Origin of the sequence: Thalassospira sp. SN3W (assembly GCF_038070535.1) — a bacterium.
Classification (GTDB): domain Bacteria; phylum Pseudomonadota; class Alphaproteobacteria; order Rhodospirillales; family Thalassospiraceae; genus Thalassospira; species Thalassospira xiamenensis.
Genome location: NZ_CP121124.1, coordinates 3,811,904 through 3,827,266, shown reverse-complemented (window position 1 = coordinate 3,827,266; position 15,363 = coordinate 3,811,904). Strand labels below are relative to the sequence as shown.

At 53.5% G+C, this 15,363-nt stretch carries 14 protein-coding genes and 3 tRNA genes; 6 read left to right on the top strand and 11 right to left on the bottom strand.

From position 1 onward, the window contains the following. Window positions 1-18: 18 nt before the first annotated feature. The 3 genes from P8T57_RS17560 to P8T57_RS17550 form a co-directional block, all read right to left on the bottom strand. On the bottom strand, window positions 19-546 hold the full coding sequence (locus tag P8T57_RS17560) for an adenine phosphoribosyltransferase (protein WP_341363843.1): 528 nt from the start codon (window positions 544-546) through the stop codon (window positions 19-21). A gap of 123 nt (window positions 547-669) precedes the next feature. Then, complete coding sequence (locus tag P8T57_RS17555) at window positions 670-891, bottom strand: hypothetical protein (protein WP_007091599.1); 222 nt, start codon at window positions 889-891, stop codon at window positions 670-672. Between the two features lie 240 nt (window positions 892-1,131). Beyond that, a complete protein-coding gene (locus P8T57_RS17550; RefSeq protein WP_007091600.1) occupies window positions 1,132-1,398 on the bottom strand; it encodes a hypothetical protein in 267 nt (88 codons plus the stop codon). A gap of 262 nt (window positions 1,399-1,660) precedes the next feature. Between P8T57_RS17550 and P8T57_RS17545 the strand changes: the two genes are divergently transcribed. From P8T57_RS17545 to P8T57_RS17535, 3 genes are all read left to right on the top strand, one after another. Further along, the gene (locus P8T57_RS17545) at window positions 1,661-3,373 is read left to right on the top strand and encodes a HAMP domain-containing methyl-accepting chemotaxis protein (protein WP_341363842.1); all 1,713 of its coding nucleotides are present in this window, start codon (window positions 1,661-1,663) and stop codon (window positions 3,371-3,373) included. Between the two features lie 273 nt (window positions 3,374-3,646). Next, window positions 3,647-4,441 carry a MotA/TolQ/ExbB proton channel family protein gene (locus tag P8T57_RS17540; protein ID WP_071241370.1) on the top strand — a complete coding sequence of 265 codons (795 nt, stop codon included), beginning with the start codon at window positions 3,647-3,649 and terminating at the stop codon, window positions 4,439-4,441. A 58-nt stretch (window positions 4,442-4,499) separates the two neighbouring features. Continuing rightward, window positions 4,500-5,171 carry a flagellar motor protein MotB gene (locus P8T57_RS17535; RefSeq protein ID WP_341363841.1) on the top strand — a complete coding sequence of 224 codons (672 nt, stop codon included), beginning with the start codon at window positions 4,500-4,502 and terminating at the stop codon, window positions 5,169-5,171. A 29-nt stretch (window positions 5,172-5,200) separates the two neighbouring features. Here P8T57_RS17535 and P8T57_RS17530 read toward each other — a convergent pair whose 3' ends face one another. The 3 genes from P8T57_RS17530 to P8T57_RS17520 form a co-directional block, all read right to left on the bottom strand. Next, window positions 5,201-6,025 carry an MBL fold metallo-hydrolase gene (locus P8T57_RS17530; RefSeq protein WP_341363840.1) on the bottom strand — a complete coding sequence of 275 codons (825 nt, stop codon included), beginning with the start codon at window positions 6,023-6,025 and terminating at the stop codon, window positions 5,201-5,203. A 103-nt stretch (window positions 6,026-6,128) separates the two neighbouring features. Next, the gene (locus P8T57_RS17525; protein WP_037987774.1) at window positions 6,129-6,875 is read right to left on the bottom strand and encodes an SAM-dependent chlorinase/fluorinase; all 747 of its coding nucleotides are present in this window, start codon (window positions 6,873-6,875) and stop codon (window positions 6,129-6,131) included. Between the two features lie 62 nt (window positions 6,876-6,937). Further along, window positions 6,938-8,362 carry a tetratricopeptide repeat protein gene (locus P8T57_RS17520; protein ID WP_341363839.1) on the bottom strand — a complete coding sequence of 475 codons (1,425 nt, stop codon included), beginning with the start codon at window positions 8,360-8,362 and terminating at the stop codon, window positions 6,938-6,940. 321 nt (window positions 8,363-8,683) lie between these two features. Between P8T57_RS17520 and P8T57_RS17515 the strand changes: the two genes are divergently transcribed. Beyond that, window positions 8,684-9,934 carry an EAL domain-containing protein gene (locus tag P8T57_RS17515; protein WP_007091607.1) on the top strand — a complete coding sequence of 417 codons (1,251 nt, stop codon included), beginning with the start codon at window positions 8,684-8,686 and terminating at the stop codon, window positions 9,932-9,934. Between the two features lie 105 nt (window positions 9,935-10,039). After that, a complete protein-coding gene (locus P8T57_RS17510; RefSeq protein ID WP_341363838.1) occupies window positions 10,040-11,410 on the top strand; it encodes a DNA polymerase IV in 1,371 nt (456 codons plus the stop codon). 89 nt (window positions 11,411-11,499) lie between these two features. Here P8T57_RS17510 and P8T57_RS17505 read toward each other — a convergent pair. The 5 genes from P8T57_RS17505 to P8T57_RS17485 form a co-directional block, all read right to left on the bottom strand. Continuing rightward, window positions 11,500-11,575: transfer RNA gene (locus tag P8T57_RS17505), tRNA-Glu, on the bottom strand. Window positions 11,576-11,613: 38 nt separating this feature from the next. Then, window positions 11,614-11,689, bottom strand: a tRNA-Glu gene (locus P8T57_RS17500). 32 nt (window positions 11,690-11,721) lie between these two features. Continuing rightward, window positions 11,722-11,797: transfer RNA gene (locus P8T57_RS17495), tRNA-Glu, on the bottom strand. A 249-nt stretch (window positions 11,798-12,046) separates the two neighbouring features. Next, window positions 12,047-13,300 carry an MFS transporter gene (locus P8T57_RS17490; RefSeq protein ID WP_139328168.1) on the bottom strand — a complete coding sequence of 418 codons (1,254 nt, stop codon included), beginning with the start codon at window positions 13,298-13,300 and terminating at the stop codon, window positions 12,047-12,049. Window positions 13,301-13,423: 123 nt separating this feature from the next. Further along, window positions 13,424-14,248, bottom strand: a complete 825-nt coding sequence (locus tag P8T57_RS17485; RefSeq protein ID WP_007091610.1) for a transporter substrate-binding domain-containing protein — start codon at window positions 14,246-14,248, stop codon at window positions 13,424-13,426. 491 nt (window positions 14,249-14,739) lie between these two features. Between P8T57_RS17485 and P8T57_RS17480 the strand changes: the two genes are divergently transcribed. Next, window positions 14,740-15,312, top strand: a complete 573-nt coding sequence (locus tag P8T57_RS17480; protein WP_341363837.1) for a hypothetical protein — start codon at window positions 14,740-14,742, stop codon at window positions 15,310-15,312. Window positions 15,313-15,363 lie beyond the last annotated feature (51 nt).

The following is a 15,363-nucleotide window of genomic DNA, read 5'->3' as shown; positions in this document are numbered from 1 at the left end:
TAGAGCTGTTTTTAGGCATTAGTCGCCGTCGAATTCGACCAGATGGAAGACATCGACACCGCGATCACGGATTTTTTGTGCCCCGCCAATATCAGGAAGATCGATAATAAAGGCACAACCGGCAACTTCGCCGCCTGCCTTTTCGATCAGATCAATCGCGGCAAGAGCCGTGCCACCGGTTGCGATCAGATCATCCATCACCAGAACACGCTGTCCGGGCTTGATCGCATCGGTGTGCATTTCGATCACGTCCGATCCATATTCCAGTTCATATTCGACTTCGATGGTTTCAGCAGGAAGTTTGCCGCGTTTGCGGATCGGAACAAAACCGACACCAAGGGCTACGGCGACCGCCGGGCCGATGATAAAACCGCGCGCCTCAATCCCGACGATCACGTCGATCTGTTTATCCTGAAATTCGGCAGCAAAACTGTCGATCAAATCACGCAAACCATCTGCATCGGCAAACAGGGTCGTGATATCGCGAAACATGATCCCCTTTTTCGGGTAATCGGGAATGGTACGGATCAGCGACTTGATCGACATGGGAGAACTCCGGCCGGGGTTAACCTGAAAAACAAAACCGCCATCTTTAACACCAGATGGCGGTTTAAAATCAAGCGTTCCCGAATATTGGCAGCAAATCGGGTTTGCGGCCTGCAATCGCAGCTAGGCCGCGTGCGCCGTGTTTCGATGCATTACGGCGTTGTTTGCCGTGACAAAGTCATTTGCAAGTTTCTTGCTGATTTCAGCACGTGTACCACGCGGCAAACCGGTCCCGGCGGCCTGCCGGTTACCCCATACTGCGCGATAAAGGCGGTAATCATGGTCATTGATCTGACCAAATACTTTTTCGACTTCCATCAAGGTCTGGACATAACTTTTGTTCATGTCAGCCATCCTGTTGCTCGTGATGTTCCGAATGACAATCCCCTTCGGAATAACGACGCCCGGCTTTGCCAGCGCATCGTCAAGCAGCGATATAATCCCCTAAAGGCCGCCTCTCAACGGCAGGACGGTGACAAGATCGGGAATATTTTGTGACACCTCGCCTTAATCGGAAAAAATGCAATCAGAACAAACTGCTATCAGACAGAAAAAAGACGCCAACCGGCGAATAGCCAGCCCGGTTCAGTGCATCTTTTTCTGGGCTTCGGCCTGACGCGCTTCTTCATCAAACTTCTTTTGCAACGCATCGGCATATTCGCCGTAGATACGGCCTTCGATCGACAGCTCCAGAAACCGGATATAGTCCTGCTGATTGTCGATTTTGGCGCGTGCAACCGGGATCACATCAAACGGACTTTCAGCATCCAGACCATATTTTCGGATCAGCTCCAGCATTTCGGCTGTGATCTGTTCGAGCTTTTTCTGCGCGTCCGAGAATGAAATGCTCATGATGTTTCCTGTTCTGATACGATAACCACGTGCCTTATGCCCTGCCAGTTACCAGATGACAAGTTTCCGCCCCCCGCGAACTATACCGTCGCGCCCTTACCTATCCGAATGATCCAGCCATTTTGCCATCCGACTTGAGACAAATCAAAGACCTGCATCCCGCATGGTCCGATGCTGCATTCGGGACAGTTTGATACGGATCATCAGTGGATCATTGATGGTCTGTTCGCGTGCATTTGCATAATCCATTCGGGGATCAGTGATGAAGTTGTTATCGGCTTTCAATGCCATGGGCATTCGCAAACGCTTTATGTGGGCGTCGGCCTTCGGCGTTACTTCCACGGTGATCATCGCACTTGCCATGATGATGTTTGCCGAAGAAAAGGCAATGGATGCCAAGCTTAATCAGCTAAGCCAGAATGAACTGACATCGCTTCATGCGCTGATTGTAAATGTGATGGCCGCCCGTCCTGATGACTCTGATGACATCGGTATTGATGTTTTCAACAACTGGTTTGAAAGCCGAAATCTGGATTATCCCGGCGAATTATGGTCGGCATGGGGCCCGACCACGCTGGCCTATATGAAGGAATATGGCGACAAGGACCTGAAAACGCCGCGCGATGCGATTGATCAGGAAGCCATTGAAACCGGTCAAACCATTGGACGTTATACCGACGAAGGCACCTATCGCCTGTCGATGCCAATTGTTCTTGGTGTGACCAAAGGTGCTGATCGCGAGGTTTGCTTTAGCTGCCATGGCGCAATGGAAGCCGAAAAGGGCGACGTGATTGCGGTTCTGTCATCAAGTCTTTCGGTTGCCCCCGAACAGGCAAAAACCAATCAGATCCTGATCGGTATTGTGATTGGCGGCATCGTCATTGCACTTGCCACCATCTTTGGCATGCGGTTGCTGCTGTCGAAAATCGTTACCGAACCGCTTAGCAAGCTGGGTTCGGTCATGACTGAACTTGCCGATGGCAAAACCGATCTGACCATCCATGACCTTGACCGCAAGGACGAAATCGGTCGCATGGCACAATCGGTCGATGTGTTCCGCACCAATGCGATTGCAAAAAAACGCATGGAAGCCGAACAGGAAGCGGCATCGCGCAAGCGCGAAGAACGCATGAAGACGCTTGAAAAACACATTGGCGGGTTCGAAGGGGTAATTGCCAATATTGTCGGTTCGGTTTCCACATCGGCCGACCGGATGCAAAGCACGGCCCGCGCCTTGGTCGGTGCCGCCGATCTGGCAAGCAAAAGTGCCACAACCGTTGCTGCCGCCTCCGAAGAAGCCACGGTTAATGTCCGCACCGTGGCCGACGCAGCGGAAAATCTGTCGCATTCGATCACCCAGATCGGCAATCAGGCGCATCATTCAACCGAAATCACCGCCGAAGCATCGCGCGAAGCCGAAGTTTCCAGCAAGACCGTCGCCGGACTTTCAGAAGCCGCCGGTCGCATTGGCGAGATTGTCGAACTGATCAGTGACATTGCCGGTCAAACCAACCTTCTGGCGCTTAACGCCACCATCGAGGCCGCCCGCGCAGGCGAAGCAGGTAAAGGCTTTGCCGTTGTTGCCGCAGAGGTCAAAAACCTTGCCAACCAGACGGCACGCGCAACCAGCGAAATTTCCGAACAGATTTTGGCCATCCAGGAAGAAACCGGCAAAACGGTCCAGTCAATGGATGACATTTCCAACGTTATTTCGCGGATTACCGACATCACAAACACGATTTCCGATGCGGTTCGTGAACAGGCCGATGCCACCGGCGAAATCGCACAGAATGTCGAACAGGCAGCCATTGGCACGCAGGAAGTCAGCAGCAATATCGAACGCGTCAGCGATACGGTGGCCGAAACCGATCAGGCTGCCCACCAGGTCCTGAATGTGGCTGAAGAACTGGGGCAACTTTCAACAGAACTTCGCCGAGAGGTCGATAGTTTCCTGATCAGTATCCGGTCGGCTTGATCCTGAAATTTTCCGGAACTGCATTTTGTGCCCCGCACCATTTCTGGTGGTGCGGGGTTTGTTTTTTGGTGTACTGCAATTCCCCGGCAAAATCCAAAATTGAATTAATGTCACAAATTTTCGGAAAATATGGGCCAGCTAAAATCTTGGTATCAAAATTAACCTGACGACAACCGCCAATTTGTCTATTCTGAAAAAAAGGTATTAAACCTTTAAAATTCTAATCGGCTTGGGGGTATTCGAGCGGCTCACGCTTGGAGAAAATAAAAGACAATGTCTTTTACGACGATCTTGGGGATTCTGGTCGGTTTGGGGCTTTTTGTAGGCTCCATCTTCATTTCGACCGACAACTATTTTGTGTTTATCAGTCTGTCGAGTGCGTTGATGGTGATCGGCGGGACCTTGGCAGCGACTTTTATTGCCTATGAAGCACGCTATGTTCTGCTTGCGCTCAAGCTGATTTTCAAAATCTTTCGGGCACCGCAGATGGGCCGGGGCCAATTGACCGGCGAAGTCGGTCGTGTGGTCAAATGGGGCTATCTGCTTCAGAAAAAAGGCATCAACGCGCTGGAGCAGGAAGCACAGCGCGTTGGCAAGGACGAGCCATTTCTGGGCTGGGCGATGGAAGTCGTCATCACCGGTTATAACGGTGACGAAACCGCCGAAATGCTCCACAACGCGATTGAAAACGCGTTCAGCCGCAATCTTGTGCCTGTATCCATCCTGAAAAGCATGGCGGGTGCCGCACCGGCATTTGGCATGATCGGAACGCTGGTTGGTCTTGTCATCATGCTTGATAAAATGGCCGATGATCCGACACAGCTTGGTTCGGGTCTTGCGATTGCGCTGATCACGACCCTTTACGGGATTGTCGCCGCCCGGTTCTTTTTCATGCCGGCCGCCAGCAAAATCCAGCAGCGCGAGGAAATCATGCGGTTTCGCAATTACCTGATTGCCGAAGGCCTGATCATGCTAGCCGATCGCAAGGGACCGCGCGCCATACAGGACAAAATGAATTCGTTCCTTGATCCGGCGATCCATTTCAATATCGACAGGTCCGCAAAATAGCGGCGACAGACGATATGCTTGACGACAGGAGGCCATGATGGCCCGACGCAAATCACCGATGGGGCGACGCCAAGAAGAACTGGTCGAAGAAGACTGGATCGTAACCTATGCCGATGCGATCACGCTTCTGATGGCGTTCTTTGTGATGCTGGTCAGCTTTTCCAAGGTCGAAATCCCGCTTTTCGAAAAAGTACAATCAGGTATTGCCGAACAGATTGGCAAACGCGAGATCGTCCGCCCGACGCAGGTTCTCGAAACCGATCTGAAGGATGTTGTGTTCAACACATCAATGGATAATGCCGTCAATGTTTCGACCGACGACGAAGGTATTCTGATGGAACTTGGCAGCGGCGCATTTTTCCATCCCGGATCGGCCAATTTGACGCAGGATGCGGTCCTGTTCCTTAAAGATGTTGGGGACCTGTTAAAAGAACCCCGCTATCTTGGCTTTCAGGTCGAAGTGACCGGTCATACAGATGACAGCCCGATCAACACACCACGTTTCCCGTCGAACTGGGAACTGGCGGCCGGGCGATCCATTGCCGTTGTGCGCTTTTTAACCGCGGTCGGGGTTGATCCGGAAAGTGACCGCATGCGGGCAATTTCCTATGGCGATACCAAGCCGAAATTGCCAAACCGCGGCGATGATGGCAACCCGATCGAGGAAAACCGCGAAGCCAACCGCCGTATCGAAATTCGCATTTTCCCAAAATATTCGCGCGTATTCTGATGTTGGTGGTGCGCGTTCTGCCGGGTACCCTATTCGATAACGACGACCATTTCATCGCGCGCGGCAAAGACATTTGACCATTGGCTGCGTGCCTGCAGCTCGATCCCGGCCATTACCGCATCATTGTGATCGGGATCATGATGAAACAGGGCAAGCCGTTTGCCGTTTGCCGCCTGACACAGCCGAACTCCTTCCTGCCAGGTCGAATGCCCCCAGCCAACTTTGGCCGGGAATTCATCGTCGGTGTAAGTGCTGTCATAAATCACGAGATCAGCATTCCGGATGAAATCAAGAACCACCTCGTCAGGTTGGCCCGGCATATGTTCGGTATCGGTGACATAACAGACAGACTTGCCGTCATGCTCCACGCGATACGCCGTCGCCCCGTTGGGATGACGCAACGGCGCGGTCCTAACGGCAATCCCATCGGCCGGGTATAAAACCGTCCCGACCGTGAAATCTTCGAATGTCAGTTTTGACTGCATGGCCGAAAGCGGTACCGGAAAGGTTGGATCGGCCATCTGGGCCGAAAACACGCGCTCGACCCCGCCCTGCTCTTTCAAATGTCCGGCCAGCACGTGAAAACGTGCAGCAGGATTATAGGCCGGGACAAAAAACGGGAACCCGTTGATATGGTCCCAGTGGGTATGCGTCAGATAAATGCTGGCTTCGGTTACCTTGCGCCGGATCAGATCCTTGCCAAGATTGCGAATACCGGTTCCGGCGTCAAAGATCAGGGTATGATCACCGATCCGCATTTCGATACAACTGGTATTGCCGCCATAAACAACATGGTCGGGGGAAGGACAGGCAATGCTCCCACGAACTCCCCAGAACTTTACATCAATTGCCATTCGCTGCCCTTCACATATGTCTGTGGCTGTCGTCCGCGACAGACGAATGCATCAATCCCGTTGAAATATAACACTCATTTCGCAAAAGAAAATTACCCGCGTTCTAATTCTGCGGCTTGATAAACACCGCTGTACCGATCTCTGCCCCGAACGCCTGATCGGCACGTCCACAGTTTACGGCAACCTCACAAAGTCCGATTGAATTTCGGTAATGAAAGCCCTGCCCCAGCGCGACATCGGAGAATGTCCGGGCAGGCGAAAGAGACTGTCCGTTGATCAAAAGCTTCAGATTGCGGTTCTGCCACCCCGGTGCGGCAAGAAGACCGGTCATCAGATTGCCGTAGCTGTCGATATAAATGATTTCTGAAAGCTCATCCGGCCAGCTCTGGGGCGGGACATAACGCAACCCGACATCGATATCGCCAAGTGCCACAGGTTCACCCTTGGCAATCATGCAGGCCACCGGTGCGAAAATATCTCGCCCGTGAAAGCTTGCCGATGCATTTTCGGGATGCCAGTTGATCACTCTCACCCGGCATGTTTTCGACCGCCGGATCAGTATTTCGAACAATCCGTTGTCGGGACCGACGTAAAAAACGCCATCGCATTCAACAACAATGCCGCGACGCTGGCTGCCGACACCCGGGTCAACGACGCAAAGCACGACATCGCCCGGTTGAAATTCGCGCGACAATGCGGCCAGAAGATAGGCTGATGCACGTGGATTGCGATCCGGCGCATCGACCATCAGATCGCAAACCGTAATGTCGGGGGCATTGCGATGAACAACCGCACGCATCGCCCCACTATAAGGGCCGATTACGCCAAAATCGCTGAAAATCAGGATCATGTCGGACATCCGGATCGTCGGCAAACCTGCCTGATTTCAGTCAGGTTGCACGCAAAGCGCTGTTACTTGACCTCGCAGAACTGACCGCGACGTTTAAGCTCAGCACAGATTGCACTGGCAGAACTGTCACTAAGCCCGGTCGCCATCAAACGGAAATAGGTCCCCTTGCCAGGAATGTTTGCCTGCGTGACACCGTGCTGAAGTGGCGCAAGCTCGGCATAACGTTGTGTCAGGATTTGCCAACCGCGTTCGGCCTGTGCCTGATTGCGATAAGATGCCAGATGAAGGCTTTTGCCCCCGGCTGTTGCAGCAACCGGATTTGCCGTCCCCATGGTCGGGGCCGCTGCCATTTCGCTGCCCGACTGAACCGCACGGCTTTCGCCGGTGGCGACACGACGAACAGGCTCGCCCGCGCTTAAGGTCGTTACATTGGCCTTTGCCGGTTCGACAATGGCGGCTTCGATTGCATCACGCTCTCGTTTGAATTCGTCGGGCGTCACCAGTTTCATCTGCGAAAAATCTTCGATACGCGCGATCTGGCGTGCGGCATCCATCAAGCCTTGTGGTGCCGGCGGCGGGGTTGCGCGCTGGCGCGGTTGGGCCGGTAAAAGCGCATCCAGAATAGCGGTACGTTCATTGACATGTTCCTGCACCGTGATCGCCCCGATCTGAAGGGCACGGTTCAACTGGTTCAGGCGCTGCTCGATTTGCGTGCTGTCCGGTGGCGGATTATCCAGAAATGCCGCCGGTGCTGACTGGCTCATGGGCAGCAATGCCCCCAGATTGGCAGACCGGCGCGCTGAAAATTCCTCCGGCGTGACAAGGCCAGCGGCCTGTAAATCACGCAGAATGGCAAACCGCTTTGCGATGGCTTCGTCACCCGTGCTCAATGCAGCACCGGCAGGCATATCGGCACTTCTCGCACGCGGTTGACTGCTGGCGACCATCGGGGCTGCGACCATGGCATTCGACGGTGCCATGACGGATTGATTTGCCGTCCCCAACCCGGCCGGAGCCGTCGCAATCTGGTCATTGATGCTAAGCGATCCCGGAAGACCGCGCTGCAAACGCATCAGGTTGAATTCAGCCGCATCGCGCAACGGGCGCGGTTGCGTGCCGTTGGCCGTTGTCATCAAAACCGTTCCGGGCGGGTTCATGGCGATCAGGGTATCGTAACCATCCCGCGCGCGATCAGCACGGTTGGTGTTTTGATACATCACCGACCGCCATAAAAGCGCGTGCCCGTCCTGGGGATTTTTGCGTAATGCTTCGTCAAAGAATTTTTCCGCAGAGGCATAATCGCCGGTTGCAAGCTGCTGCAAACCATTGGCGGTATAATTTTCGTCGGTAAATGAAGTCGCCTCGTCCCAGAAATCCTGATCAAGCAGTGGCGCACAGCCAGACACCCATGAAACCATGCCGACAACGGCAAGGCTTCTGCCGCCGATCTTCAGCCAGTTCCCGGTCCGCATTGCGGATACCTTCATGGTGTCAACCCCCTATTATTAAAAGACAATTCAGGGAGCATGTTTCGCAGGCTGTCGTCAAGTCCAACGCGCACCGCCCCATCATTTCCCTGATGGTGATCCAGTTTGCCCGATGGCTGCGAACAATTCGTTAAAAGCATTTTCCAATGTCAGAAACTATGCAATAGGACATGTCCAAAATATAATTCGTAAAAGTAAACTATATAACTGTCGCACCTGTTAACGCAGCATTCAGGGACAATATGGTTTGATAGATCGTCCCATACCATTGTATGAATTCAAAATATCAGGAATTAATCCTGTCTCTTTCGGGGAAGTAGATTGATTGAGCCCAAACAATATGGCCAACAGGCCCTTCAGGAATACCTGATGCTTGATTATGTCCAGCGCCTGGAAACCCGCAAATTCGGGCACCGCGCTGTTCATATCCATTTGTCCCGGCTCAAGCCATTTCACCGACGCGATTATCATATCCGGGTCGCGACCAATACCTTTGAAAGCTACGTAAAGCTTTATGTCGGCCGTATCTTTGTTCTTAGTAACGATGACCTTCTGTTCATCTGGAAAGACAAATCGATCGCCGACGTGGAACCGGCAGTTGACACGCTGCGCTACCTGTTCCGCGATGATCCGCTTTCGCAGGACGAAAGCGAGGAAACCGGATTCTGCACATGGTACAATCTGAATACGGAATTTCAGGAATTCCTGCTGCTGTGCCAGCATCTTGATGAACGCGCCAAAAAGCTGCAGCAAAGCAGCAATATGCGCCCGGCTCAGAAGCCAACCAATGTTCTGAGCCCGATCAATGCGGAAAATCTGGCCCAGTTGGAAGACACCATTCATTCGGCTGATCTTTCCGAACATATCCGTCAGCAACCTGTTTGCGTGTTTGCCCGCGCGGGGTCCAAGGAACTGCATCCGGTTTTTGACGAATTCTTTGTCTCGATCTCGGACTTGCGCAACGCGATCATGCCCAACATTGACCTTGCGTCAAACCGCTGGCTGTTTCAGCATATGACCGAAGTGCTTGATAAACGCATGCTGAATTATCTGTGCAAGCGGACGTTCAAGACACATGCCAGCTCATTCTCGATCAACCTCAATCTGGAAACGCTGACATCCAAGGATTTCGAGCGGTTCGATGAAGTTGTTCGTAAAAAATGGCCGGGCAATGTGATCATCGAGCTCAATCAGGTCGATCTGTTCTCAAACCTCGAAACCTATCTGCGGCTGCGTGACGAATTCCATGAACGCGGCTATCGCGTTTTGATCGACAATCTGACTGTCGAAGCCCTTTCGTTTGTGGATCGCAAAAGCCTTAAGGCTGATTTCATCAAGGTCGCCTGGCGCGAGGAAATGACAGACAACGTCATTCGCAAGAAATATTCCGAAATGGACAATCTTGTGAAAGACTCTGGCCGGGAACGTGTGATCCTGTGCCGTTGCGACAGCCCGACTGCGATCAAATTCGGTCAGTCGCTGGGCATTACCCTGTTCCAGGGGCGCTATATCGACAACATGATTGCCCGTCAGCGCCGTGCGAAACGTGCGGCAGCCGCACAGAAACGCTAATCCCGTCAGAATCTGATAATTGCACCTGACAAATCCTGTCACCTGACGGGGATTTGCCGCGTTTCTTTGCTTGGCAAAAAGGGAACAAAAGCGGTACAAATAAATATGCTTTACGCGCTTTGTCCCGATTGCCATCACAAATGGCGTTTCCATGCAGACCGGCCGCTTGCCAAAAGCGGCGAAGGGGCCTATGCCCCCTGCCCGGTCTGTGGCGGAAAACGCGGGATCGCGCATGCCGAACTGCCCGAACTTTTCATCGGGCACCTGGATTGCGATGCGTTTTATGCCTCGATTGAAAAGCGTGACCGACCGGAACTGATGGATCAGCCTGTCATCATTGGCGGCGGGCATCGCGGGGTGGTTTCCACCTGCTGTTATGTCGCGCGCAAATTCGGCGTGCGATCCGCCATGCCAGCCTTCAAGGCGCGCGAACTTTGCCCCGACGGCGTTTTCCTGAAACCCGACATGGCGAAATATCAGCGCGAAGGATACCGGGTACGTGACATGATGCGCGCCATAACCCCGGACATTGAACCGCTTTCAATTGACGAGGCGTTTCTTGACCTGACCAACGCGCAAGGAACGCATGGTAAAACAGCCGCCGAATGCCTGATTGATCTTCAGGCGGAAATCAGGCGCGAAGTCGGCATCACGGTTTCCATCGGGCTTTCCTACAACAAATTTCTGGCCAAGATCGCATCCGACCTCAATAAACCGTTCGGCTTTTCAATGATTGGCTCCGCAGAAGCCGTATCGTTCCTTGCGGATAAGCCGGTACGCATGATGTGGGGCGTTGGACCGGCGATGGAGCGCAAGCTGCGCGACGATGGCATCACCACCATCGGACAGATGCAACAGCTTGATATACATGCCTTGCAGGGCCGTTACGGCAGCATTGGCAAACGGTTCTTCTATTTTTCGCGCGGGCAGGACAATCGCCGGGTCGAACAAAGCAGCGAACGCAAAAGCCTGTCATCGGAAACAACCTTTAACGAAGACATTTCCGACCTAGATGAACTGGTCGATATCGCCAAACGCCTGACGGCGCGCGTCGCCAGTGACCTCGCACGCAAGGAAATCGCGGGCCATACCGTTGTTCTGAAACTGAAATCAGCCGATTTCAAAACCCGCACGCGCAATATGCGCCTGACCTACCCGACATTGCGCGAAGATCTGATCCTTGAAACCGCACTGACACTTCTGAAAAAGGAAGTCGATGGCACGCGTTATCGCCTGCTGGGTGTCGGCGTTGCCGATCTTTTCCCGGCCGAAACAGCCGACCCTGCCGACCTGTTTGGCGAAGCCGAGGAAACAGCCCCCGTCGAATTGATCGAGGATAATGGCGAAAGCGCCCTGCCCCCGGCCCGCCTGATCCCGCAAATCCCGCGCCCGACGGCGGAGCAATTACGCGAAAGCCTGACGCGGCGGTATCGCCAGCACAAGAAAACATCGCGCCAGCATCGTTTCGGATTTTAGCGTTTCCATTGCCTGAACGGCTGGAAACGAAAAATGCCCATCGCGAACCGAACGAGTATTACAGATTGGACAATCTTTTTGAAAGAAAATGGCGTCCCCTAGGGGATTCGAACCCCTGTTGCCGCCGTGAAAGGGCAGTGTCCTAGGCCTCTAGACGAAGGGGACGCAAATCGCAGTGCGATCTTATGTATGGTCTGCTTTGGTGGCGTCCCCTAGGGGATTCGAACCCCTGTTGCCGCCGTGAAAGGGCAGTGTCCTAGGCCTCTAGACGAAGGGGACACAGTCACCAAAATGCAGTCCGTGTTAACGAGTGGCGTCCCCTAGGGGATTCGAACCCCTGTTGCCGCCGTGAAAGGGCAGTGTCCTAGGCCTCTAGACGAAGGGGACGCAGCGCGTTAACGAGGCCGGTTTTTAGCGATTGGGTCGGGCAAGGTCAAGCGCGTTTTTCGCCGCTGTGACGTTTTTTTTAATCCCCCACCGCAAATAGGGCGATAACACGCCAAAAGCCGGGAAATCCAAGCATCCTGTTTAACCGCAAGGATCATCGCACGATCCTGCAATATCCTTGTCCAACACATATGCGAACGCATGTCCGCAACGACAACCGCAAAGGCACCCGCACAAAACCGCTTGAAATCAATTCGACCGTTTTCGGGTTCCCATCCAGAAGGCCGTTCCCGCAATCGCAAGGCAGACACCAAGGAAGGCAAACATCACGCGATAGCCCTCCGTTGCGCCCGGCTCAAACCGACCAATGATCACACCTGCAATCCCCTGAAGGACAAACAGCCCGCCAAAGGTCGCCAGATTGACCGTGGTCAGGGCACGGCCAATCAGATGTTCGGGCACCGCGGCCCGCGATGCGGCATAGTTAAGCGTTGCACAGCTGCCCAGAAGCCCGTGTGCGACCATCAGGACCGCGGCGAGCCAAAGAGCTGTCGTCCCCAGCAGCGCCTGCAACAGGCACAGCACAGCCGCAATCAGAACGGCAAAGACGATCAGGGGATGTGCCGCACCGCCCATCAGGCGCGAAAGTTGCCCATAGGCGGGCGGTCCGATGATCATGCCGATTGTCATCACCAAAAGAACGTTACCAACATCCACCGCCCCGAGATGGAAGACGTCCTGTAGGTACGGCCCGCCCCAAAGCCCACGTACGGTCAGGATCGCCGGATAGCTGAAGAAGGCAACACCAACCAGAAACCAGACCTGCCGGTTTTTCCAGACAGAGATCATGCCGCGCAATGCCTCACCCACGGTTTCGCCCTTTCGGGAATGGAAGCTGTGCTTTGGCGGTGCGTCGCGCACCATGGTGAATGTCAGAACAACCGAAAGCGCGCTGAGCACGGCAAGCCCGTAATAAACGTCGCGCCAGCCGCGCAGTTCGATCAGGGCGGCCAATGGCGTTGCCGATGCCAGAACGCCCAGCAAACTGAACGCCACAATCAGGCCAGAAGTCGCGGCAAACTTTTCCGGTGCCACCCAACGCGATGCCAGCACCAATGCCGCCATGAAGGCCGCTGAACAGCCAAGGCCGATCACCGCCTGCCCGATCATCAATCCCGCCACACTATGCGCATTGGCAAAGATCAGAACACCGGCCACCGTGATGATCATCATCACACCATTGGTCAAACGCGGCCCGTAACGGTCCAGCATCACACCGACGGGAATTTGCATCAAGGCAAAGGCAAAATGAAAACTGCCCGATATCAGGCCAAGTTCCTCGGGAGAGGTCGAAAGCTCCGCCCGAAGGGATTCGGCCAGCAAGGCCTGTGCAGAACGGAAAAACTGGCTGAGCGAAAAGGCCAGCACGACCGGTGCCAGGATCCATAAAAATGTCCCTACCCCGTGCACGGCCTGCTTTGGTGTTTTTGTATGATCATTCATGATGCCAAATGGCATAATCCGATCACGGGATACCCGCAAGCCCCCGTAAGATATATCCTGATGTATTGCCGTGATACGTTTGGCGCAATGACACAGGCGGGTTCAGATCACCCTCTGTCGCGATCAACGCGTCATCAGATTGAATTCTTCACCTGACGGAACTTCGGCCCCCTCATGCAGCATCGAAACACCGTATTTTCGGCCGATTTCGACAAATGTCCCGTCACTGCGCAGATCGTTAAGAACCATCTGCCATTGATCCACGATGAAGTCCGGCGTTTGCAGTGAAAATGCCAGATAAAGCTCGTAAATTCCCAAGCCGATAACCGGTTCAACTTCGGACCGGTCAATTCCGAACTTGCGACACTGATGCTCCAGAACCAGATCGGATGCTTCCCATAGGTCTATCCGGTCACTGGCCAGAAGCTGTAACGCATTCCCAGGTGTATAAAGTGCCGCAAGGTTTTTAAAGCCCTGTTCGCGCAACATTCGTTCCGCCGCACCGCCTGCCTGCACCCCGATGGCGGCAACTTTGCGTGCGTCACTCAAATCGCGGATTTCAAGGTTGCTGTCGGTCATTTTATAAAGCCAGCCACGCGTCACAATGATTGGCCCAACCCATTTATACTCATCTTCGCGCTCAGACGTTCGCACCATTGAAAAAACAGCCGTGCCGGGTTCATTGTCGACAATTTGCAGGGCCCGTTTCCACGGAAGCACCTCAAATTTTCCGTCATGCCCCAGACGCGCGGCCATTTCACGGACCACATCCGTCCCGGCACCGGTCAACCCCGTATCCGACATGTAATTAAAGGGTGCAAAATCCTCGGTATAAATCTTTATCGACCGGGCTGCGGCAAGCATATCCCCCGTCTGGGCAGCTGCGACCATACCGTGCGACCACAGGATGACGGCAGCAAAGGCAACAATTACGACAATGCGCCGCAAAATCGTAATGCCTCGCCGCTCCTTTGGATGAAAGAATATACCCGTCCGTCGCATATGTTTCCCTGTCAGCTATGAAATGCAAAAAGCCGCAAAAAAGAAACTTGCAGGACCGAAAGAACGAACTGTCACATAACCTGTTTATTCAACATGGTAGCCCGACATGTTGATTGCCAGTAACGTCGTACATATCTAGATTCAAAGGGAACCATCCATTTGAACAAGAATGCGCCTTCACGTGACGCTAACATGCCACGTGCAAGACGGATTCCGTCCGAAAGGGTAGCAGTCTAATTTTAGAACATGTTGATGTAGTATGCTGTTTTCGATTCTTTCGGCGCCCACTCTTCGCCGATCCCCAAGCCCGAACAACAAAACCAAGCCCTTTGGTTAAAAAAGCCAGTTAAAGTTGAACATGAGCAAGATTTACAACGAAAAAATTCGACATTCAACTAAAAAATTTCGTTACTCCAGCATTTTGCGGAAACCGGGTAATGACGTTTCACAGCCGGCAATATACTGCGTGCATCATGGATAGGCGGGATACAGACGCCCCTTTGCCCGTACTTGATAGCGCGCTTGGGGATCGCATTCGCCATGTCGTCGATATGTTTGATCGAAAAAAAGATGCAGCCCGGATCGCCGGTATCATCCCTGAACAATTGAACAGATGGTGTCAGGCACAATCGGAACCTCGCTTTGTCGGCGTTGCCCGCCTTGCCATCTCAAAGGGTATCTCTTTGCAGTGGATCGCAACAGGTGAGCCCCCAAGGGGAACCGCGAAGAAACCGAATACAGTGAACGAGCCTGAAACAACCCGGGCACCAAATCCATATTGTACCGGGCCAGCAGAACGCGAGGTCCTTATCGCCATCATAAGCGGATTTCTCGCAGCCGAAGGCATCACGAACAGCCCTCAAATTGCCAATGACATTATTGGTGCCTATGACCAGATCGTCGAGAACCTCGAAAATAATCGAGATAGCAGCGAGATGGCCACCATATTGTCGCAGGCGATCACCATTATTCTTGATCGGCAGCAAGAACGCCGCGCGGACAAAAGCTGAAAGAACGCCTAGGCAGTTTCCGCATTTAATTCCGCGCGTTACCGGGCCGCT